The sequence below is a fragment of the Streptomyces chartreusis genome (assembly GCF_008704715.1).
Lineage (GTDB): Bacteria > Actinomycetota > Actinomycetes > Streptomycetales > Streptomycetaceae > Streptomyces > Streptomyces chartreusis.
Genome location: NZ_CP023689.1, coordinates 5406739 through 5427416 on the forward strand (window position 1 = coordinate 5406739; position 20678 = coordinate 5427416).

At 70.0% G+C, this 20678-nt stretch carries 18 protein-coding genes; 8 read left to right on the forward strand and 10 right to left on the reverse strand.

The genetic code is table 11. From position 1 onward, the window contains the following. Nucleotides 1–392 precede the first annotated feature (392 nt). The 3 genes from CP983_RS23760 to CP983_RS23770 are packed head-to-tail and all read right to left on the reverse strand — an operon-like array spanning nt 393 to nt 3669. Nucleotides 393–1049: a contact-dependent growth inhibition system immunity protein gene (locus CP983_RS23760; RefSeq protein WP_150501641.1), complete on the reverse strand. Its 657-nt coding sequence runs from the start codon at nt 1047–1049 to the stop codon at nt 393–395. 24 nt (nt 1050–1073) lie between these two features. Continuing rightward, entirely contained in the window at nt 1074–1559 is a 486-nt protein-coding gene (locus CP983_RS23765; RefSeq protein WP_150501643.1) for a hypothetical protein, read from the reverse strand. 7 nt (nt 1560–1566) lie between these two features. Next, a complete protein-coding gene (locus CP983_RS23770; protein ID WP_229914811.1) occupies nt 1567–3669 on the reverse strand; it encodes a PrsW family intramembrane metalloprotease in 2103 nt (700 codons plus the stop codon). A gap of 280 nt (nt 3670–3949) precedes the next feature. Here CP983_RS23770 and CP983_RS23775 point away from each other — a divergent pair, with 280 nt between their 5' ends. The 3 genes from CP983_RS23775 to CP983_RS23785 all read left to right on the forward strand — a co-directional run bounded on the left by CP983_RS23775 (nt 3950) and on the right by CP983_RS23785 (nt 9210). After that, nucleotides 3950–7072, forward strand: a complete 3123-nt coding sequence (locus tag CP983_RS23775; RefSeq protein ID WP_150501644.1) for a sacsin N-terminal ATP-binding-like domain-containing protein — start codon at nt 3950–3952, stop codon at nt 7070–7072. A gap of 183 nt (nt 7073–7255) precedes the next feature. Next, nucleotides 7256–8119, forward strand: a complete 864-nt coding sequence (locus tag CP983_RS23780) for a DUF5707 domain-containing protein (RefSeq protein WP_107906043.1) — start codon at nt 7256–7258, stop codon at nt 8117–8119. A 191-nt stretch (nt 8120–8310) separates the two neighbouring features. Further along, nucleotides 8311–9210, forward strand: coding sequence for a hypothetical protein (locus CP983_RS23785; protein ID WP_150501646.1), 900 nt, complete (start codon nt 8311–8313; stop codon nt 9208–9210). A 68-nt stretch (nt 9211–9278) separates the two neighbouring features. Here the strand turns inward: CP983_RS23785 and CP983_RS23790 are convergent, their stop codons facing one another. Both CP983_RS23790 and CP983_RS23795 read right to left on the reverse strand, forming a co-directional pair. Further along, nucleotides 9279–11690, reverse strand: coding sequence for a cation-translocating P-type ATPase (locus tag CP983_RS23790; protein ID WP_107906041.1), 2412 nt, complete (start codon nt 11688–11690; stop codon nt 9279–9281). 104 nt (nt 11691–11794) lie between these two features. Further along, the gene (locus CP983_RS23795) at nt 11795–12094 is read right to left on the reverse strand and encodes a DUF2530 domain-containing protein (protein ID WP_107906040.1); all 300 of its coding nucleotides are present in this window, start codon (nt 12092–12094) and stop codon (nt 11795–11797) included. A gap of 118 nt (nt 12095–12212) precedes the next feature. Here CP983_RS23795 and CP983_RS23800 point away from each other — a divergent pair, with 118 nt between their 5' ends. After that, nucleotides 12213–13664: an NCS2 family permease gene (locus CP983_RS23800; protein WP_150501648.1), complete on the forward strand. Its 1452-nt coding sequence runs from the start codon at nt 12213–12215 to the stop codon at nt 13662–13664. A 6-nt stretch (nt 13665–13670) separates the two neighbouring features. On the opposite strand, the gene CP983_RS23805 is transcribed toward CP983_RS23800, so the two are convergent. Continuing rightward, nucleotides 13671–13853 carry a ribbon-helix-helix protein, CopG family gene (locus tag CP983_RS23805; protein ID WP_150501650.1) on the reverse strand — a complete coding sequence of 61 codons (183 nt, stop codon included), beginning with the start codon at nt 13851–13853 and terminating at the stop codon, nt 13671–13673. Between the two features lie 119 nt (nt 13854–13972). Between CP983_RS23805 and CP983_RS23810 the strand changes: the two genes are divergently transcribed. Both CP983_RS23810 and CP983_RS23815 read left to right on the forward strand, forming a co-directional pair. After that, on the forward strand, nt 13973–14410 hold the full coding sequence (locus tag CP983_RS23810) for a MarR family winged helix-turn-helix transcriptional regulator (protein WP_030951488.1): 438 nt from the start codon (nt 13973–13975) through the stop codon (nt 14408–14410). Between the two features lie 27 nt (nt 14411–14437). Continuing rightward, on the forward strand, nt 14438–15787 hold the full coding sequence (locus CP983_RS23815; protein ID WP_125524991.1) for an MFS transporter: 1350 nt from the start codon (nt 14438–14440) through the stop codon (nt 15785–15787). Between the two features lie 53 nt (nt 15788–15840). On the opposite strand, the gene CP983_RS23820 is transcribed toward CP983_RS23815, so the two are convergent. After that, nucleotides 15841–16359, reverse strand: a complete 519-nt coding sequence (locus CP983_RS23820; RefSeq protein WP_107906037.1) for a GNAT family N-acetyltransferase — start codon at nt 16357–16359, stop codon at nt 15841–15843. A gap of 25 nt (nt 16360–16384) precedes the next feature. Between CP983_RS23820 and thpR the strand changes: the two genes are divergently transcribed. Beyond that, the gene (thpR, locus tag CP983_RS23825; RefSeq protein WP_125524993.1) at nt 16385–16957 is read left to right on the forward strand and encodes an RNA 2',3'-cyclic phosphodiesterase; all 573 of its coding nucleotides are present in this window, start codon (nt 16385–16387) and stop codon (nt 16955–16957) included. A gap of 131 nt (nt 16958–17088) precedes the next feature. On the opposite strand, the gene CP983_RS23830 is transcribed toward thpR, so the two are convergent. The 3 genes from CP983_RS23830 to CP983_RS23840 all read right to left on the reverse strand — a co-directional run bounded on the left by CP983_RS23830 (nt 17089) and on the right by CP983_RS23840 (nt 19540). After that, a complete protein-coding gene (locus CP983_RS23830) occupies nt 17089–18084 on the reverse strand; it encodes an aldo/keto reductase (RefSeq protein WP_150501652.1) in 996 nt (331 codons plus the stop codon). 50 nt (nt 18085–18134) lie between these two features. Continuing rightward, nucleotides 18135–18725, reverse strand: a complete 591-nt coding sequence (locus CP983_RS23835) for a Uma2 family endonuclease (protein WP_150501654.1) — start codon at nt 18723–18725, stop codon at nt 18135–18137. 125 nt (nt 18726–18850) lie between these two features. After that, nucleotides 18851–19540, reverse strand: a complete 690-nt coding sequence (locus CP983_RS23840; RefSeq protein WP_125524996.1) for an SGNH/GDSL hydrolase family protein — start codon at nt 19538–19540, stop codon at nt 18851–18853. A 99-nt stretch (nt 19541–19639) separates the two neighbouring features. Here CP983_RS23840 and CP983_RS23845 point away from each other — a divergent pair, with 99 nt between their 5' ends. Next, nucleotides 19640–20608, forward strand: a complete 969-nt coding sequence (locus CP983_RS23845; protein ID WP_107906032.1) for a WD40 repeat domain-containing protein — start codon at nt 19640–19642, stop codon at nt 20606–20608. Nucleotides 20609–20678 lie beyond the last annotated feature (70 nt).

Consider the following 20678-nt stretch of genomic DNA (forward strand, 5'->3'; position numbering starts at 1 on the left):
GACCGGTTCGCGTGATGAGCGCAAGCTGAAGCTGAAGTTCAGCCTGAAGAAGCGGTGACAGTGAAGGTTCGAATCCTTCCCCCGGCATTACGACGCCCGTCCGGGCCGGGGTAGCCCAATATGGCAGAGGCAGCCGCGATCAATCTCAGACTCTCGCTCCAGTCTCAGCATTGCCGCCGATCGCCGGATCGACCGGGGCCGGACGAACGCCGTCGGATGCGAGTTCGAATCTCGCCTGCAGCTCTTTCGTGCTGCGGTAGTTCAAAGGAAGAACACGACGGCCTGATGACTGATCCGTCCTCTTAAACGCCGCCGGCGTGCGCAATTGGGTGGCATCCCCAGGGGCCCGGGAGCTGGATACGACTCCCGGGCTCCGCCACGCTCCGGGCCCCCTACGCCACAGTGATGCGCCGGCGGATCAGTTCCAGCCATTCCCGGAGTGACGTGCCCTGCGGCGGCAGAAGGTCGAGACCCAGCGCTGTGGTCGCCGTGTCGAGTTCCTGGTCGGAGGACACCATCGTCAGGAGCTCGGTGATCTCCTGCGCCGCTTGGACGCGGTCATCCGGTTCGGCTTCGCTGACGTACTCATCGATGGCCGCTTCGGGAGATGCGTAGAACTCCGAGTAGTTCTGGTGCAAGTAGGCGCCGAGGAACTGGCTCAGCGCGGGGAGGCGCTCGTTCCATTCCCAGGCGTTCTGCGGGTTCAACTGTGGGACTCGTGATGGGTCTTGCAGGAACCGGCGGAGGTGTTCCCGTGTGATGCGCAGGCAGTCCTCCACGCTGGTGCCCATCGGAGGGCGGATGTGCGGAATGTTCTCCACGTCATCCGCGATCTCTTCGGAGAAGAGTCCGACGGAGAGTAGCTCATCGATCTGCTGGACGGCTGTTGTCGCTCGGGCCGGATCACGGGCGGCGATTCGAAGATACGAGGCCAGGCCGGGGCCCGGGGTCTCTGCCGTGTCGGTGAATGTGAAGCCGGTGTACGCGTACGCCTCCAAGAGGTCGCTGAGTTCGTAGAATCGCGGCTCAGCCGGGAATTCCTGACTCATGGCTTGCTCCAGGGCTGAGAGTCTCTAGCGTTCGCGTCTGATCAGTGAGGTGTATGCGCCGAAAGTCGGAACCGGCTCCCAGTTGGAGGAGACGTCGACTCCGTTGCGGATTTCCTTCGCTTCGTCGCCCTCCTCCTCGACCGTGCGATGGATGACGCCATCAGTGGTGAACTCGTATGTCTCGGTGCGGTCCGCGTCCGCGTACCCGCCTCGGTCCTGAGAATTTCCGTAACTGTGCGAGGTCGCTGTTTCCAGGAAGAAGGATCCGTTGATGAGCGTGAACGTGTAGTCCAGAGTGTCGCGGCCGTATTCGTCCATGAAGACGGCCGAGGCGTATCCCGTCTCCAGACGCATTTCAACGCGCAGGGTCGGTGCGGACTGCTCGGTGAGGGAGGCGACAGCGGTGTACAAATCGCCGGAGGCGTGCCGGGCCTGAGCCTGGGCGGGTGTCAGCGGGGTCATGGGCGTCTCGGCGAGGTTGTTCCACTGCTCGCAGTAGGTCCAGATCATGGCTGATTCAGCCCGTGCCCTTCGGTAGCCGGTAGACGAAACCCTGTACGTCTCGGATTATCACGCCGTGGTTCGCTGCTTCCTTGAGCGCCCATTCTGGCACAGGGGCCGACTGGACGGGGACTTCCAGATAGTATTTGCCCTTCAAGGGCTTTCCGATCAACTGTGGGTATTCCGCGCGGGCCTTTGGCGTGTCAGGGATCTTCGTTCCCGCCTTGTACTTCTGCTGGATCTCGCGCAGATAATCCTTGAACGACTCCGGCTTGATCTTCGATATCTGAGTCTGCTTGCGAGAGACGATCTCCTTGCCGGGGCGGTACGAGTCGAGGTACTTACCGTTTTCCAGGTAGACCTCATTGGCCGGATAACGCGGCCAGTTGTCCTGGTTGAATTCTCGCCCCTTGTTCCACTTGTCGCGCAGCCACTGCGGTACGCCGCCGCCGTTGCCCGCGCCCGGCTCACCCGTACCCGTTCCTTCGGCGCCGACCGCCATCAGCACGGCGCCCGCGGTGCCCAGGAGCCCGGCGTTCAGGGCTGCTTCGGCTGTCAGGGCGGTGACTGCCCCGCCTCCTGCCAGGGCGAAGCCTCCCGGGGGGAACAGGGCCAGGAGGGAGAGGAGGATGAGGGCGAAGCCGAGGTAGGTCAGGAAGGTGTTGAGGGCGTCGAGGAGGTGGAGGGTTCGGATGGTGGCGCCGTCGGGGCCCGCTTCGCCCAGGGCTCGCCAGAGGAGGAGGGTGCCCGTGGTTCCTGCGCCTAACGCCGTTGCGAGGCGGAAGCGGTGGGCCGCCAACACCTCCCCCAGGGGCTGCGCCGACGCGAGTCGCCAGGTGCGTAAGAGCGTGACCAGTTGGTAGGCGATCCACGCCAGGGCGGCCATGGCGAAGCCCATGAGGATCTTCGGGCCCGCGCCCGTGCTGAAGAACTCCTGCAAGGCGGCGGTGGAAGTGAACGAGCCGACGCCCAGGAACAGCAGTGACGGCAGCATCAGCACGCAGGGGATCAGGACCAGCCAGCGCCCGCGGGAGCGTCTCGCCGCTCGGGTCGCCCTCAGCCAGGCCCGGATGTCCAGCGCCCGCCACGCGCGCCGGTTGTCGGACGCGTCCATCCGGGCCGTGATCCCCGCGACCACGCCACGCAGTTCGGCAGTGGACTCGGGCGGCGCCGACGCGACGGCGTACAGCAGGGAACGCCGCAGCCTGACGTAGCGCAGGACGATCAGCAGGCTCCAGGGCAGGCGCCAGGCGGCGTAACGCAGCAGGGCCCCCGCGCTGTCGCCGTCGGTGCGTTCGGAGGCGAGCAGTACGCCGGGTACGGCGGCCTTGCCCCGGTGCAGCCGGCGCAGGTCCGCGGCCATGGCGACGGCCAGGCACAGCAGGGGTGCCGCCCACGCCGCCCCGTTCAGGGATTCGAGCCAGTCCCTCGCCGCGCCGGAGTGCTCCTGCACCGCGTAGTTGTTCACCGTGTGGTGGACGACGGCTGCCGCGATCGGGAGCACCGACAGCAGGCGCAGCCAGCGGCGGGCGCGCCACAGCAGCCCCACGCCGAAGCCGGCCAAGGCTGTGAACACCAAGTGCGTGAAGGTCTCCGTCGCCGGAGGGCCGCCCACGTCCAGCTGGCTGAACGGCGCCGGCAGCCAAGCCGTCAGCACCTGCCCCGGGCCCGGCACATACGGCGGGGACAGGCTGTCGGGGACGATCCAGCCCTCGCCGCGAGGAATCGCCCGGTCCGCGTCGAGGCCGAACCGCAGCACCGCCTCCAGCAGCCCGAACCCGGCACCCAGCGCCGCACCCACCACCACGAAGTCGGTGAGCCCCCACTGCCGGCGGACCCGCAGGCTCAACCCCGCCAGCAGCAGCGGGGTGACCTTGAGCAACTCCTCCACCCAGGGAGCCACGGTGTAGCCGGTGGTGTTCACCACAGACACCAGCGACCGCCCCGACTGCTCCGCGTAGATCCGGGTGTAGGCGAGCTGCACCAGCGCCGTCGTCACCCCGCACCCGTACACGCCCACCGCGAGCGCCAGCAGCACGGTCGACAGGCGCACCGAACGCGTCGGCCAGGAGACCGCGAACAGCTGGAGCACACCCCAGAGGGCGGCCACCGCCATCATCAACGTCACGCCAGGCCCCCGATGCACTGGAACAGCATTTGATTCGCGATCGTGAACGCGATGCTAGGTAGCCAACTGCCGTTACTGCAAGGGAGTTGTGAGACGGATGCGGCGGCTTGGCGTGATGATCGCTGTCGTGAATCGCGGGGCGGTCACCGATCCACCGGACCCGGGCCGCCGGGCCGGTCCACGGAATGCCGTCCCGGTGCCGAGCCGGTGGGCGGCGCGGGCGGGTCTCGTGGGCGGTACCTTCATCATCACGCCGATGAGGAGAGTCAACGTGAGCAAGTTCGTGCAGCCCGCGGCCGAGGGCGCCGACCCGTTCGGTACGGCCCGTCTGCGTCGCGGCGTGCTGGATGCCTGGGCGACCAGTCCGGCCCGTTTCCGGGAGGACGCCAACGCCGAGGAGGACCTCGTCCTCGGCGGGTACCGGGACCGGCTCGTCGTCGAGCTCGCTCAGAACGCCGCCGACGCCGCGGCCCGTGCGGGCGTCGCGGGGAGACTGCGGTTGACGCTCCGGGAGGGCGTCCTCGTCGCCGCCAACACCGGCGCCCCGCTGGACGCCGCCGGTGTCGAGTCGCTGTCCACCCTGCGCGCCTCCGCCAAGCGTGACTCGGCCGCCGTCGGCCGGTTCGGCGTCGGGTTCGCCGCCGTCCTCGCCGTAACGGACGAGCCCGCCGTCGTCGGACGGCACGGCGGTGTGCGGTGGGCGCTCGCCGAAGCGCGCGAGCTGGCCCAGGAGACCGCCCGGCACAGCCCGGGGCTGGGGGACGAGATCCGGCGGCGGGACGGACATGTGCCGCTGCTCCGGCTCCCGTTCGCCGCCGAGGGCACCGCCCCCGATCCGTACGACACGGCCGTCATCCTCTCCCTGCGCGACAGCGCCGCCGCCGACCTCGCCGAGCGCCTGCTGCACGCCGTCGACGACGCGCTGCTGCTCGCCCTGCCCGGCCTGGAAGAGGTCGTGATCGAGGTCGGCGAGGGCGAGTCGCGCACGCTGCGCCGCCGCGTCGACGGCCCCTTCACCGTCGTCGAGGACTCGCTGGCCGGCGTCACCCATTGGCGTACGTCCGCCGCGCACGGCCCGCTCACGCCCGAACTCCTCGCCGACCGGCCCGTGGAGGAGCGGCTGCGCCCCCACTGGTCGCTCACCTGGGCCGTGCCCGTCAACGCCGCCGACAGCACCCCCGACCGGCCCCGCACCGCCCCGGTCGTGCACGCGCCGACGCCCAGCGACGAAGCCCTCGGCGTCCCCGCCCTGCTCATCGCCTCCCTCCCCCTCGACACCACCCGCCGGCACGCCGCGCCCGGCCCGCTCACCGACTTCCTCGTGCAGCGCGCGGCCGACGCCTACGCCGAACTGCTCACCGAATGGCGCCCGGTGAGCGAGGGCGTCATCGGCCTCGTGCCCGGCCCGCTCGGCAAGGGCGAACTGGACGGGGCCCTGCGCCAGGCCATCCTGGAGCGGCTGCCCCGGGTCGCGTTCCTCCCGCCCGCCGTGGAGCCGCGCGAGGTCGACTCCGAGCTGCCCGAGTCCCTCAGGCCGCGTGACGCCGAGGTCGTCGAGGGCGCGGGCGCCGACACCGTGCGGGTGCTGGCCGAGGTGCTGCCCACCCTGCTGCCCGCCGGGCTCGAACGGCGGGTGGAGCTGCGCACCCTGGGCGTCGCCCGCGTCCCGCTCACCGACGCGATCGACCGGCTCGCCGGGCTGGAGAAGGAGCCCGGCTGGTGGCGGCGGCTCTACGACAGCCTCGCCGGCGTCGACCCGGACCGGCTCTCCGGGCTGCCCGTGCCCCTGGCCGACGGCCGTACCACCATCGGCCCCCGCCAGATCCTGCTGCCCACCCCCGACGCGGCCCGGGTCGAACCCGAGGTCCTGGCCCGCCTAGGCCTCAAGGTCGCCCACCCGGACGCCGCGCACCCGCTCCTGGAGAAGCTCGGCGCGCTGCCGGCCACGCCCCGCGCGGTCCTCACCACGCCCCAGGTGCGCGCCGCGGTCGCCGCCTCCCTCGACGACGACGGCGGGCTGAGCTGGGAGGAGGACGCGCCCGACGCCGAGGAACTGGCCGACACCGTCCTGGCGCTGGTGCGCGACGCCGGCCTGGAGCCCGGCGACGAGCCCTGGCTGGGCGCCCTCGCCCTGCCCGACGAGGAGGGGGAGCTGGTGCCGGCCGGTGAGCTGGTCCTGCCCGGCAGCCCCTTCGCCGAGGTCATGCGGGAGGACGAACTCGCCGCCGTCGACGCCGAGCTGGCCGGGAAGTGGGGCGAGCAGCCGCTGGCGGCCTGCGGCGTCCTCGCCAACTTCGCCCTGGTCCGCGCCACGGACGTCGTCCTCGACCCGGACGAACTGGAGCCCCGCGAGGGCGACTTCGCCGAGCCGGACGACGCCGGCCTGCTGGACGCCGTCGACGTCTGGTGCGAGGACATCCTCGACCGGTTCCCGGACACGCCCGTACCGCCGGTCGCCACCGAGCTGATCGCCGTACGCGACCTGGACCTGGTGGACGACGACAAGTGGCCGCAGGCCCTCGCCCTGCTCGCCCAGCCCCCGCTGCGGGACGCGCTGACCCAGCAGGTGCGGATCCTGCTGCCGGACGGCACGCACGAGGTCGTACGGCCGTACACCGCCTGGTGGCTGCGGGGGAACCCGGTGCTGGACGGCCGCCGTCCCGCGGGCCTGCTCGCCGCCGGCGGCGACCCGCTGCTGCGCGGCCTTTACGACGAGGCCGACGCGACCGGATTCGACGACGAGCAGGTGCTGCGGGCGCTCGGCGTGCGGACCTCCGTCGCCGCGCTGCTCGACGAGCCGGGCGGCGCCGCCGAGCTGCTGGACCGGCTCGCCGACCCGGACCGTGCCGTGACCTCCGCCCAACTGCACGCCCTCTACGGGGCGTTGGCCGATCTGGACCCCGAGCAGGTGACCCTGCCGGACGAGCTGCGGGCCGTGGTGGACGGGCGGGTCGAGGTGGTGGACGCGGCGGACGCCGTGGTCGTCGACTCGCCCGACCTGCTGCCGTTCACCGCGGGCGTCCCGCTGCTGCCGGTGCGGCCGGCGCGGGCCGCCGAGCTGGCCGAGCTGTTCCAGGTGCGGCGGCTGAGCGAGTCCGTCACGGGTGAGGTGGACTCCGAGGGCACCGAGCACGACGTACCCGAGCCGGTACGGGTGCTGCTCGGGGCGCGCACCCCCGCCTCGTACGTGGAGCACGAGGAACTCGTCGTGGACGGCGTCGAGATCGACTGGCGGCTCACCGACGACGGGGTGCTGCACGCGGCGACCCTGGAGGGCGTCGCCGCGGGGCTGGCCTGGGCGGCGGGGCAGTGGCCGCGGCGGTTCGAGGTCGCGGCGCTGCTGGAGGACCCGTCGCGGACGGCGGAGCTGGCGCGCGACCGCTGGTTCGACTGAGCCGGAGGTGTACGGGCCCTGATCGAAGGGCCCGTACATATTTTCTTCACCACCCGTACAACCTTTCGTCGCCATCGCCGATCTGATCATCCGAGCCAACTGGCTTCACGATCATTTGGGCCCGATCGGCGGCGAACCGCACGGAACGTCCGCGGCCGGGCCCCTTCTCCTCCTGGGGAACGCATGCGTATTCGAGCCACCGTGGCCGCCGTCTCCGGCGCCCTGGCCCTCTCCGCCCTGGCCGTTCCGGCCGCCCAGGCCGGCAATGACAGCGACGTGGCCGCGAACAAGCCGAGCGCCGCCGAGCGCTTCGGCAGCTCCTCGAACCGGTCGGCGTTCAGCGCGGCCGCTGCCGCCGAGGCCCTGCCCGTCGTGTCCAAGGTGACGATCAACTCCGGCACCGCCCTGGCCGTCGGCACCACGTACGCCAAGACCTTCACCGTGTCGGTGACGGCCAGCCACGCGACCGGCATCCAGGACGCGTACGTCGACCTGTGGCACGGCACCGACCTCGACAACATCGACGGCCTGCTGATGGCGAACGAGGACGCCGCCACCTGCACCGCCTCCAGCGCCACCACGTCGACCTGCAAGCTCACCATCACGGCCACGCCGGGCAGCGACCTGTACATGAACGCCCTGGCCGGCACCTGGCACGTGACCGCCGGTGCGCTCGCGGGCGACGGCAGCATCTACTGGAACGACTTCCACACGACCCACAAGGTCCAGCGCTACTCGAAGCTGACGGTCAACGCCTCGCCGGAGCCGGTGAAGAAGGGCAAGACCATCACCGTCACCGGCAAGCTCTCGCGGGCGAACTGGGAGGACTTCAAGTACCACGGCTACACCAACCAGTCGGTGAAGCTGCAGTTCCGCAAGAAGGACAGCAGCACCTACACCACCCTGAAGACCATCAAGTCGAACTCGACGGGTGAGCTGAAGACGACCGTCACCGCCTCCACCGACGGCTACTTCCGCTACAGCTTCGCGGGCACCACGACCACCCCGGCGGTCAACGCCACGGGTGACTTCGTCGACGTGCAGTAGTCCGTACGGCAGGCCGTGCGTCACGAACTCCCGGGAGCCGTCCGGGGGTTCGTGACGAAGGTCACGAAGATTCCCCGCGAGGGAGACAACCGCCGACCCCGGGCGCGTATCTGATCACATGGGTCAACAGGCCTCACGATCACCGGGCCCCGACGTGACCAGCGGGGCCCCTTTCCGTACCAGGGGAACGAATGCGCATCAGAGCCACCGTGGCCGCCGTCTCCGGCGCCCTGGCCCTCTCCGCCCTCGCCGTCCCGGCCGCCCAGGCCGACGACTTTGCCGCCTCCCGCGCGGACGTCGCGAAGGTGCGTCAGGCGGCGCACGCCGCGTCCGCCAGGGCCGCGGGCAAGCCGTACGCCCTGAACGTCTCCTTCTCCGACTTCAAGATCGCCAAGACGGTCAAGGCCGGCACGACCAACCACGTCGCCACCACGGTCACCTACACGCTGACCCACGGCGCGGACGTCGACATCGCCGCCCGCGACTTCGTCACGGACCCGATCATCTACCGGGGTTCCTACACCGCGCCGGACAACATGCTCTACGGCAACAAGCCGGCCAAGTGCACCGCGACGAACGCGACCACCGCCACCTGCAAGGGCACCATCGACGTCTACCCGGGCGACCACGAGCTGCGCAACACCGACGCCGGCACCTGGCGCGCCGCCGCCGAGGCCACCGCGTTCAACGGCCAGGACCCGGCGGGCGAGACCTTCGACATTACCAAGGTCGGCTACAAGGGCCAGAGCGGTCTCGGCAGCACGCTGATGCAGCGCTTCTCGAAGCTGACGGTGGACGCCTCGCCGGAGCCGGTGAAGAAGGGCAAGCCCATCACGGTCACCGGCAAGCTGTCCCGCGCCAACTGGGACCGCGGCACGTACAACGGCTATGTCGAGCAGCCCGTGAACCTTCAGTTCCGCAAGAACGGCAGCAACACCTACACCACGGTCAAGACCGTGAAGACCAACGCGACGGGCAACCTGAAGACCACGGTCACCGCCGCCCAGGACGGCTACTTCCGCTTCACCTTCGCGGGCACCACGACGACTCCGTCGGTCAATGCGACGGGCGACTTCGTAGACGTTCGGTAGGACAACCCCCTAGGGGCGCGGGGAACTGCGCGACCAGCCACAGCTGACGCGCAGCGACCCACGACGCTTCACCTGCCTGAGCCCAGCGCAGCGGGCCGGCGGTCGACCCACCGCCACGCGAGTTCCAGGACGACCGCCGCCCCCGCCGAGATCCCCACCGCGATCCACGGCATCGTCATCCCGACCAGCTTCAGCGCGAAGAACTCCTGAAGCCAGGGCACCACCAGCACCAGCAGGAACCCGAGCCCCATCGCGGCCACCAGAATGACGCGCCACCAGGTGTAGGGCCGGGCGATGATGGCCAGCACCCACATCGAGATCAGGAACAGCGTCAGCGTGGCGACGCTCGTCTCGGCGTCCAGAGAGCCCTCGCCCGTGTAGTAGTGCCGCGCGATCAGATACGTCCCGAAGGTCGCCACCGCGGCCACCACCCCGCCCGGGATCGAGTACCGCATGACCCGCCGCACGAAGTGGGGCCGTGCGCGCTCCTTGTTGGGCGCGAGGGCCAGGAAGAACGCGGGCACGCCGATGGTGAGGGTGGACAGCAGGGTCAGATGGCGCGGCAGGAACGGGTACTCCACCTGCCAGAACACCACCATCAGGGCCAGCAGCACCGAGTAGACCGTCTTGACCAGGAACAGCGTCGCCACCCGGGTGATGTTGCCGATCACCCGGCGCCCCTCGGCCACCACCGACGGCAGCGTCGCGAAGCTGTTGTTCAGCAGCACGATCTGCGCGACGGCCCGGGTCGCCTCCGACCCCGAGCCCATGGCCACGCCGATGTCGGCGTCCTTCAGGGCGAGGACGTCGTTCACGCCGTCGCCGGTCATGGCGACGGTGTGTCCGTGGGACTGGAGCGCGCCCACCATGTCCTGCTTCTGCTGCGGGGTGACCCGCCCGAACACGGTGCCCTCGTCCAGTGCCGTCGCCATCCCGTCCTTGTCGCGGGGCAGCGTGCGGGCGTCGACGGTGGTGCCGGTCAGGCCCAGCTTGTTCGCCACCGCCCCCACCGACACCGCGTTGTCGCCGGAGATCACCTTGGCCCGGACGTTCTGGTCAGCGAAGTAGCGAAGGGTGTCGGCGGCGTCGGGCCGCAGCCGCTGCTCCAGTACGACGAGGGCGGCCGGCTTCGCTCCGTCGGCCACCTCGGGGTCGCCGAGGTCGCGGCGGGCCCGGGCCAGCAGCAGCACCCGCAGCCCCTGCTCGTTGAGGCGATCGGTTTCGGCCAGGGCCGGGTCGTCGGGGGGCAGCAGCACATCGGGGGCGCCCAGCAGCCAGGTGCCGCCCTCGCCGTCGCCCTCGCTGAAGGTGGCGCCGCTGTACTTGCGGGCGGAGGAGAAGGGCAGCGACTCGGTGCAGCGCCAGTCCTCGGCGTCCGGGTAGGCGTCGATGACGGCCTTCAGGGAGGCGTTCGGGCGGGGGTCGGACTCGCCCAGGGCGCCGAGCACCTTGCCGACGTACGCCTCGTCGCTGCCGTTCAGGGGGCGCAGCTCGGTGACGTCCATGCCGCCCTCGGTGAGGGTGCCGGTCTTGTCCAGGCAGACGGTGTCGACGCGGGCGAGGCCCTCGATGGCGGGCAGCTCCTGGACGAGGCACTGCTGGCGGCCGAGGCGGATGACGCCGATCGCGAAGGCGACGGAGGTGAGCAGCACCAGGCCCTCGGGGACCATGGGCACGATGCCGCCGACGGTCCGGGCGATGGAGTCGTCGAGGTCCTTGTTCTTCACCACGAGCTGCGTGATGATCAGGCCGATCGCGGCCGGGACCATCATCCACGTCACGTACTTGAGGATGGTGGAGATGCCGGAGCGCAGCTCGGACTGGACGAGGGTGAAGCGGGACGCCTCCTCGGCGAGCTGGGCGGCGTAGGCCTCGCGGCCGACCTTGGTGGCCTGGAAGGCGCCGCCGCCCGCGACGACGAAGCTGCCGGACAGGACGGGGTCGCCGGGCTGTTTGACGACCGGGTCGGCCTCGCCGGTGAGCAGCGACTCGTCGATCTCCAGACCGTCGGTCTCCACGCACACGCCGTCCACCACGGCCTTGTCGCCGGGCCCGATCTCGATCAGGTCGTCCAGCACGATGTCCGACGTGCCGACCCGGGCGGCGACGCCGTCCCGCCGCACGGTGGGCCGAGCCTCGCCGATCACCGCGAGGGAGTCGAGGGTCTTCTTCGCCCGCCACTCCTGGATGATCCCGATGCCGGTGTTGGCGAGGATCACGAAGCCGAACAGGCTGTCCTGGATCGGCGCGACGAACAGCATGATCAGCCAGAGCACGCCGATGATCGCGTTGAACCGGGTGAAGACGTTGGCGCGGACGATCTCGGCCATCGAGCGGCTGGAGCGCACGGGCAGGTCGTTGATCTCGCCCCGCGCGACCCGCTCGGCCACCTCGGCGGCGGTCAGCCCGCCCGACGCCACCCGGACGGCGGCAGGGTGCACGGCGTTGCCCACTTCGGTGCCCGCGTCGGCATGCGTCATGCATTCGACGGTACGTGCGGATTTACGCCTTCACCCGCCGAGTGGGCGGAAGTTCCGACTTGGGGAGGACGGGGTGTCGTGCCCTGGTTGTAGGGCGCGTTGCCTCAGGACGACTGGGGTTCGCCGGTCGTTTCCCTGGGCTCGGCGGGAGCGGCGGCCGCCCGCTTGAGAGCCGCGTCGCGCCGGCGGACGTACCAGATGCCGATCAGTCCGAGTCCGCCGCCGGCCAGGCAGGTCCACACCCACCAGGTGTGGCCGTGGTCGTCGAACCAGCCGTAGAAGGGGAGCTGCACGAGGAAGAGGACGAACCAGATGACGGTGCCGCCGACGATGGTGGGGACGACCGGCCCCTCCAGGGGCTCCGGCGCCTCGTGCTTGATGGGTCCCGTGAAAAATCCGGCCATGGAGGACAGCTTACGAGGCGATCAGGTCTACGCGCGGAGATAGCCGATCGAGGCTTTATATGTTCATACTGAAACGGTTTGTGTCTGACCACTTCTCTTCGTAGGAAACAACAAAAGCATGCCCACCTCGGCTCCTGCCAAGGCCCCCACCCCTGAACAGCCGGGAGCCGGGCCCACCTACGGCGCACTCGACCGCTACTTCAAGATCTCCGAACGCGGCAGCACGCTGCCCCGCGAGATCCGCGGCGGTTTCGCCACCTTCTTCGCGATGGCGTACATCATCGTGCTGAACCCGATCATCCTCGGCAGCGCGAAGGACATGTACGGCAATCAGCTGGACAATGGCCAGCTGGTCACCGCGACCGCCCTGACGGCCGCCTTCACCACGCTGCTGATGGGCGTCATCGGCAATGTGCCGATCGCGCTCGCGGCCGGTCTGGGCGTCAACTCGGTCGTCGCGCTCCAGCTCGCGCCCCGGATGTCCTGGCCGGACGCCATGGGCATGGTGGTCCTCGCCGGATTCGTGGTCATGCTGCTGGTCGCCACCGGTCTGCGCGAGCGCGTCATGAACGCCGTGCCCTACAGCCTGCGCAAGGCCATCTCCATCGGTATCGGCCTGTTCATCATGCTGATCGGCCTCGTGGACTCCGGCTTCGTCTCGCGCATCCCGGACGCCGCCCACACCACGGTCCCGCTCCAGCTCGGCGCCGACGGTCACCTCAACGGCTGGCCGGTCCTCGTCTTCATCCTCGGCGCGCTGCTCACCCTCGCGCTGATCGTGCGCAAGGTCCCCGGCGCGATCCTCATCTCGATCGTCGCGATGACCGTGCTCGCCGTCGTCATCGAGGCCGTCGCGGACGTGCCGTCCTGGGGCCTGACGACCCCGAAGTGGCCCGGCAACCCCTTCGACAGCCCCGACTTCGGTCTGATCGGGCAGGTCAGCCTGTTCGGCGGCTTCGACAAGGTCGGCGCGCTGACCGGCGTCCTGTTCGTCTTCACCGTCCTGCTGTCCTGCTTCTTCGACGCCATGGGCACGATCATGGGCGTCAGCGACGAGGCGAAGCTGACCGACGCCCAGGGGCAGATGCCGGGCATCAACAAGGTCCTGTTCGTCGACGGTGTCGCCGTCGCCGCGGGCGGTGCCAGCTCCTCCTCGGCCACCACGGCCTTCGTGGAGTCCACGGCCGGCGTCGGCGAGGGCGCCCGTACCGGCTTCGCGAACGTCGTCACCGGAGCCCTGTTCGCGGTGGCGCTGTTCCTCACGCCGGTCGCCACCATGGTCCCGTCGCAGGCGGCCACCCCCGCGCTGCTCGCGGTCGGGTTCCTGATCCTGGCGAACTCCGTCAAGGAGATCGACTGGGCCGACTACACGATCGCGGTCCCGGCCTTCGTGACGATGGTGATGATGCCGTTCACCTACTCGATCACCAACGGCATCGGCATGGGCTTCATCACCTTCGCGGTGCTGCGCCTGGCCGCCGGGCGGGGCAGGGAGGTGCCGGTGGCGATGTACGTCGTCTCCGCCGTCTTCACCTTCTACTACCTGATGCCGGCGCTGGGCCTGACGTAGCGGGGCTCAGGTGAGGCCGTAGAACTTCTCGGTCTCGTCGACGGCAGACTTGAACCGCTCGTCGAAGTCATCACGGATGAGCGTCCGGACCACATAGTCCTGGACGCTCATTCCTCTTTTCGCCGCATGCTCCTTGAGTCGCTCGAGCAGCTCGTGGTCTATCCGCAGGCTGAGCACGCTGGTCCCCATGAACACGAGGGTTGCCTCATCCACGGGCCCGATGGGTCACGTTCCGCCACCGGATCACCCGGATGAGTGACACCGTACCGGGTGGTCTTTAGTCAGGGTAATGAGTTACTCTAAAGAACATGTCGGACCTTACCCATGGCGACGACGGTGCCGCCGTGAACTCCCTGCGCTCCGCCGTGATGCGACTGTCGCGCCGGCTCAAGCACCAGCGGGTCGACGAGTCGCTGAGCCCCACCGAGATGTCGGTGCTGGGCACCCTCTCCCTCTGCGGCAAGGCCACCCCCGGTGAGCTCGCCCGCAAGGAGCACGTCCAGCCGCCGTCGATGACCCGCATCGTCGCGCTGCTGGAGTCCAAGGGCCTGGTCCGGCTGGAGCCGCACCCCGAGGACCGGCGCCAGAAGGTCGTCACGAAGACGGAGCAGGCCGAGGCGATGCTCGAGGAGAGCCGCCGCAAGCGCAACGCCTTCCTGGCCACCCTGGTCGAGGGCCTGGACGAGGACGAGTGGGCGAAACTGCGCGCCGCCGCCCCCGTGCTGGAGAAGCTCGCGCATCTGTAAGCAGTCGTCGCAAGGAGGCGAACACTTTTGAGTTCGGGACCCGGAGCAGCTTCCGCACCCGCACCGACCGCACCTACTACCCCCTCCGGCCCCCGCAAGTCCTCGATGTTCAGCTCGCTCAAGGTCCGGAACTACCGGCTGTTCTTCCTCGGCCAGGTCGTCTCCAACACCGGCACCTGGATGCAGCGCATCGCCCAGGACTGGCTGGTCCTCAGCCTCACCGGCTCCGCCACGGCCGTCGGCATCACGACGGCCCTCCAGTTCCTGCCGATGCTGCTCTTCGGCCTCTACGGCGGCGTCCTCGTCGACCGGCTGCCCAAGCGCCGCACCCTGCTCTTCACCCAGTCGGCGATGGCCGTCACCGGCATCGCGCTGGCCGTCCTCACCCTGACCGGACACGTCCAGGTCTGGCACGTCTACCTGGCCGCCTTCGCCGTCGGTCTCGCGACCGTCGTCGACAACCCGGCCCGGCAGTCCTTCGTCTCCGAGATGGTCGGCCCCGACCAGCTCCAGAACGCGGTCAGCCTGAACTCCGCGAACTTCCAGTCGGCCCGGCTGGTCGGCCCCGCCGTGGCCGGCCTGATGATCACGGGGGTCGGCACCGGCTGGGCCTTCCTCGCCAACGGGCTGTCCTTCGTGGCGCCCATCGGCGGTCTGCTGCTGATGCGGGCGCGGGAGCTGTACCCCGTCCAGCGGGCGCCGCGCGGCAAGGGGCAGCTGCGGGAGGGCCTGCGGTACGTCGCCGGGCGCCCGGAGCTGATCTGGACCATCGTCCTCGCCGGGTTCGTCAGCACCTTCGGCTTCAACTTCCCCGTCTATCTGTCCGCCTTCGCCGACGACGTCTTCCACGCGGGCGCCGGCTCCTACAGCCTCTTCAACACGCTGATGGCGGTCGGCTCGCTGGCGGGAGCCCTGCTCGCGGCCCGGCGCGGCACGGCCCGGATGCGGGTGCTGGTCGCGGGAGCGGTGGCCTTCGGCGCGATGGAGATCGTCGCCGCGTTCGCGCCCTCGCTGTGGCTGTTCGCCCTGCTCATGGCGCCGATCGGGATGTTCGGCATGACGGTGAACGTCACCGCCAACTCGAGCATCCAGATGGCCACCGACCCGAGCATGCGGGGCCGGGTGATGGCCCTGTACATGATGGTGTTCATGGGCGGCGCGCCGCTGGGCGCCCCGATCGCCGGCTGGATCACGGACGCGTACGGCGTCCGGGCGGGCCTGGCGGTGGGCGGCGCGATCACTGCCGCGGCCGCCGTGACGGTCGCCCTGGCCCTGGCCCGGGTGGGCGGCCTGCGTCTTTCGGTGGGCTGGAACCGCGGTCACCCGCACGTCCGGTTCGTGCCGCGGGAACAGGAGCAGCTGGCCGCGGCTGCGTGAGTCGCAGGAAGAGGGCCGGGCGCGAAGCCCGGCCCTCTTCGCGTCGGACCGGGTCACACCCGGCGGGCCAGCACCTGCCCCGGCCAGTCGTTCGTCCCCGCGTAGGTCTCGGTGCGGACGAAGCCGTTGTTCTCGTAGAAGCGGACGAGCTTGCCGTCGTCGCCCGCGTAGCAGTCCACCCGCAGCAGCGAGACGCCCGCCCGCCGGGTCGCCTCGGCGGCGTGGGCGAGCAGGGCGCCGCCCGCGCCGTGCCCCTTGAAGCGGCGGTCGGAGGCGAGCCAGTGGATGTAGCGCTCGGGCTCGCCGGGCGGCGGGAGGTGGGACAGGGAGGGGCCGGGCGAGTCGGTGAGGGTGAGGCAGGCGGCCGGCACGCCGTCGACCTCGGCGACGAAGAGGCTGCCCTCGTCCACGTTCCTGGTGACCGACTCCACGGTTCTCGGGTTCTGCGACAGCGGCTTCGTTCCCCACTGCCCCGTGCGCCCCTGCCCGACCAGCCACTGAACGCAGCTGTCGAGCATGCCGAGTATCACGGGGATGTCGCCGGGCCCGCCTTCTCTGATGGTGATCGACATCCCCTCATGGTGCCAGGCTGGACCCATGAGACTCTTCGCCGCCGTGCTGCCGCCGCCGGACGTGACCAGTGAACTGGCCTCCGAGGTCGCCGAGTTGAGGAAGCTCCCCGGCGCGGACGGGCTGCGCTGGACCGGCAGTCCCGGCTGGCACTTCACCCTCGCCTTCTACGGCGAGGTCGACGACGACCTCGTCCCGGAGCTGTCGGAGCGGCTGGAGCGGGCCGCCCGGCGTACCGCCCCCTTCCCGCTGGCCCTGCGCGGCGGCGGACAGTTCGGGCACGGGCGGGCCCTGTGGGCGGGCGCCGAGGGCGACCTTGAGACCCTGCGGCTGCTGGCGGACCGCAGCGAGGCCGCGGCACGCAAGGCAGGGATCCCGATGGGCGACCACCGCCGCTACAAGCCGCACCTCACGGTGGCCAGGAGCCGGTCGGCGGTGGACGTACGCCCGTACCTGACCGCGCTCGACACGTTCACCAGCCGCACCTGGACGGTGGACGAGCTGGTGCTGATGCGCAGCAGCCTGCCGACGTCCGGCGTCCCGGGCGAGCAGCCCCGCTACGAGGCGGTCGCCCGCCGGCCGCTCGGAGGCGCCCGTTAGGCTCGAAGGCGTGGACCCGAAAACCCGGAACCGGATCATGGCCGGTGCGCTTGTGCTGATGTTCGTGCTGGTGGCGCTGGCGGCGGCCCTCGGCAAGTGACCGAGCGCCCCCGCCGCGCCCGCGCGCTCGCCTACCAGGCGAACGCCTCCGGAGACGGCCCGGGGCCCGGGAAGATCTCTTCCAGCCCCGACAGCAGCTCGTCGCCCAGCTCCAGCTCGACCGCCCGCAGCGCGGACTCCAGTTGCCCCGCGGTGCGCGGGCCGACGATCGGGCCCGTCACGCCCGGACGGGTGAGCAGCCAGGCCAGCGCGGCCTCGCCGGGCTCCACGCCGTGCTTGTCGAGCAGGTCCTCGTACGCCTGGATCTTCGCGCGTACGGCCGGGTCGGCCAGCGAGTCGGCGGCACGGCCGGAGCCGCGGCGGCCGCCCTCGACCTCCTTCTTGATCATGCCGCCGAGCAGACCGCCGTGCAGCGGCGACCAGGGGATGACGCCCAGCCCGTACTCCTGCGCGGCCGGGACGACCTCCATCTCGGCGCGGCGCTCGAAGAGGTTGTAGAGGCACTGCTCGCTGACCAGGCCGATGGTGCCGCCGCGCCGGGCGGCGGTCTCGTTGGCCTGGGCGATCTTGTAGCCGGGGAAGTTGCTGGAGCCCGCGTACAGGATCTTGCCCTGCTGGACGAGGACGTCGATCGCCTGCCAGATCTCGTCGAAGCCGGTGGCCCGGTCGATGTGGTGGAACTGGTAGACGTCGATGTGGTCGGTCTGCAGCCGCTTGAGGGAGGCGTCCACGGCACGGCGGATGCTCACCGCCGACAGCTTGTCGTGGTTGGGCCACGCGGCGTTGCCGTCCGGGGCCATGTTGCCGTACACCTTGGTCGCGAGGACGACCTTGTCGCGGCGCTCGCCGCCCTTCGCGAACCAGTTGCCGATGATCGTCTCGGTACGGCCCTTGTTCTCGCCCCAGCCGTACACGTTCGCCGTGTCGAAGAAGTTGATGCCGGCGTCCAGCGCCGCGTCCATGATCGCGTGACTGTCCGCCTCGTCCGTCTGCGGACCGAAGTTCATGGTGCCGAGGACGAGCCGACTGACCTTGAGTCCCGTGCGTCCGAGCTGCGTGTACTCCATGAAGTGCACGCTAGCCAGGTGGAGTGCGCTCTAGGCAAGCGACTTGAGTTCTAGTCGCGGGGGAACGTGGCCGTGTCGAGGGTGAGGTCGAGGAGGGTGTGGGTCAGATCCATCCGCTCGCCGAAGTCGAACCTGGAGTCGGTGCGGTACTCGCCGTCCTTGGGGTCGGAGAAGAGGTGGCAACGGCCCTGGTAGGGATCGGCGATGAGGTAGACGGGAACCCCGGCGTCCGCGTACGCGGCCTTCTTCGGGCCATAGTCGTTCATGCCGGTCCCGCGGGAGATGACCTCGGCGACGAACTCGACGTCCTCATGGCGCCAGCCGCGCTCCGGGTCGCGTTCCGCGTCGTCACGCAGCTTCATCACGTCGGGGCAGAAGCCGTTCTCGAAGCCGGGGAAGTCGATGCGTACATCCGTCTTCACGTTGATGTCCCTGCCGAACCTGTCCTCCAGCGCGTGGATGATCCGGCGAGTGATCTCCCAGTGCGTGTCCCGCTGCGGCACCATGTGGACGGCCCCCTCGACCACCTCAACTTTGTATCCTTCGGGGACCATCCGCTCAATCAGCTCGAACCATTCGTCCAAGCGCTTGGTATTGGCGTCGGTATCGGCCATCTCGATCCTGTCTTCCAGGACGGTCATCGTGGCGCTCCTCCCCGGCTGCTCCTCACGAGTGCGGCCGCGCGGTACAACGATACGCACAGTGACCGCGACACGGAGAGGAAGCTCACATGCGTCGCGGCCATCGACGATCCCGCCGTCGGCCGTCAGACGGAGTCGGCCTCGTACGGCTCGCCCAGGTCCCACGCCTGGTACATCGCCTCCGCGAAGCCCTGGGCGATCTTGTGCTCGCCGGTCGTGTTGGGGTGTGTGCCGTCGTAGGTGTCGAGGTGGATGTCGTACGAGAGGGGCGGGGAGGCCAGGAGCAGTGGGGAGCGGGGCTCGTCCAGGTCTGCGACCGTCTTCGCCAGCAGTTCGTTGAAGCGGGCGACCTCGGCGGCGAAGGGCGCGTCCGACTCGGCGCGCACGTTCGGGATCACCGGCATCACCACCATCCGCACACGCGGATTCGCCGCCCGCGCCGCGGCCACGAAGTCCCGCGCGTTGTCCGCCGTCTGCTCCGCGTTGGTGTAGAAGCCCAGGTCGATCAGGCCCAGCGAGACCAGCAGCACGTCGGCCCGGCACGAGCGCACCGCCTCGCCGATCAGCGGCCCCATGTGCAGCCAGCCCTCGCCCCAGCCGGCCAGATGGGCACGGGGGAACGCCGGGTCGCAGTCGGCGTACTCGTAGGACGTCGGCGCGTCCGCCGCCTTGTCGTACAGCGTCTCGCGCGGCCCGACGAGGGCGAAGGGACCGCCGTAGGTGTCGCGCAGGTGCTGCCACATGCGGTAGCGCCACGTGTGTTCGCCGGCGCTGCCGATGGTCATGGAGTCGCCGACGGGCATGAACCTGAGCATCCGCTCATGATGGACGATCGCTACCTGTCGGTAGTGGCGGGCGGGGTGTGAAGCCTGCCACGCCGCCCGAACGGTCGGAGCGGATGGCAGGCTTGGGGCATGCGCCGACCGCTCGCCATTCTCGCCGGAGTCCTGCTCACGGGTGCCTTCACCCTGCCCGCCTCGGCCGCCCCCGGGGACGAGGACTTCACGATCAAGGACCCCCGCATCACGGAGTCCAGCGGCCTGGCCGCCTCACGTCAGCACCCGGGCATCTACTGGACGCACAACGACCAGGACACCGGCGCCTATCTCTACGCAGTGGACAGCAGCACCGGCGAGACCGTCGCGACGATCACCATGACGGGCGTCGGCACCCCGCGCGACGTGGAGGCGATCTCCATGGGCCCGGACAACCAGCTCTACGTCGGCGACATCGGCGACAACGACGGTGTGCAGTGGCCGTACGTCTGGATCTACCGCCTGCCCGAGCCCAAGACGCTCAAGGACCAGACGATCAAGGCCACTCAGTACGTCGTGAAGTACACCGACGGCACCCGCGACGCCGAGTCGATGGTCGTGCACCCCAGGACCGGGCGGGTCTACATCATCGACAAGCACGAGGACGGCGGGCACCTGTACGAGGGTCCGGCCGAGCTCTCCCCGTCCGGCACGAACGTCTTCAAACCCACCGTCCCCGTCGACATGTGGGCCACCGACGCCGCCTTCTCCCCGGACGGCCGCACCCTCGCCGTACGCGGCTATCTCGGCGGCATCGCGTACGACTGGAACGGCGGCAAGCTCAAGCGGCTGGAGCGCATCAGCGTGCCGCTGGGCCAGGGCGAGTCCGCCAGCTACTCGCCCGACGGCAGCAAGCTCATGCTCGGCATGGAGGGCGCCGGCAGCGCAGTCGTCGCCGAGGACGCCCCCGGCGCCGCGGGATCCTCCGACTCCGCCACGGGCAGCGGCAGTTCGGCCTCCGGGGACGACGGCGACGCCTCCGGCAGCAACCTCAAGGTAGGCGCCATCGCCCTGGGAGCCGCCTGCGTCGTACTGTTCGCGCTGCGCCGGTTGTTCCGGCGGAGGTGATGACGCAGGTGAGACGCGGGCGGTCGGGTGGTGCCTGATAGCGTCGGCGGGCCCGGCCGTCGATCTTGCC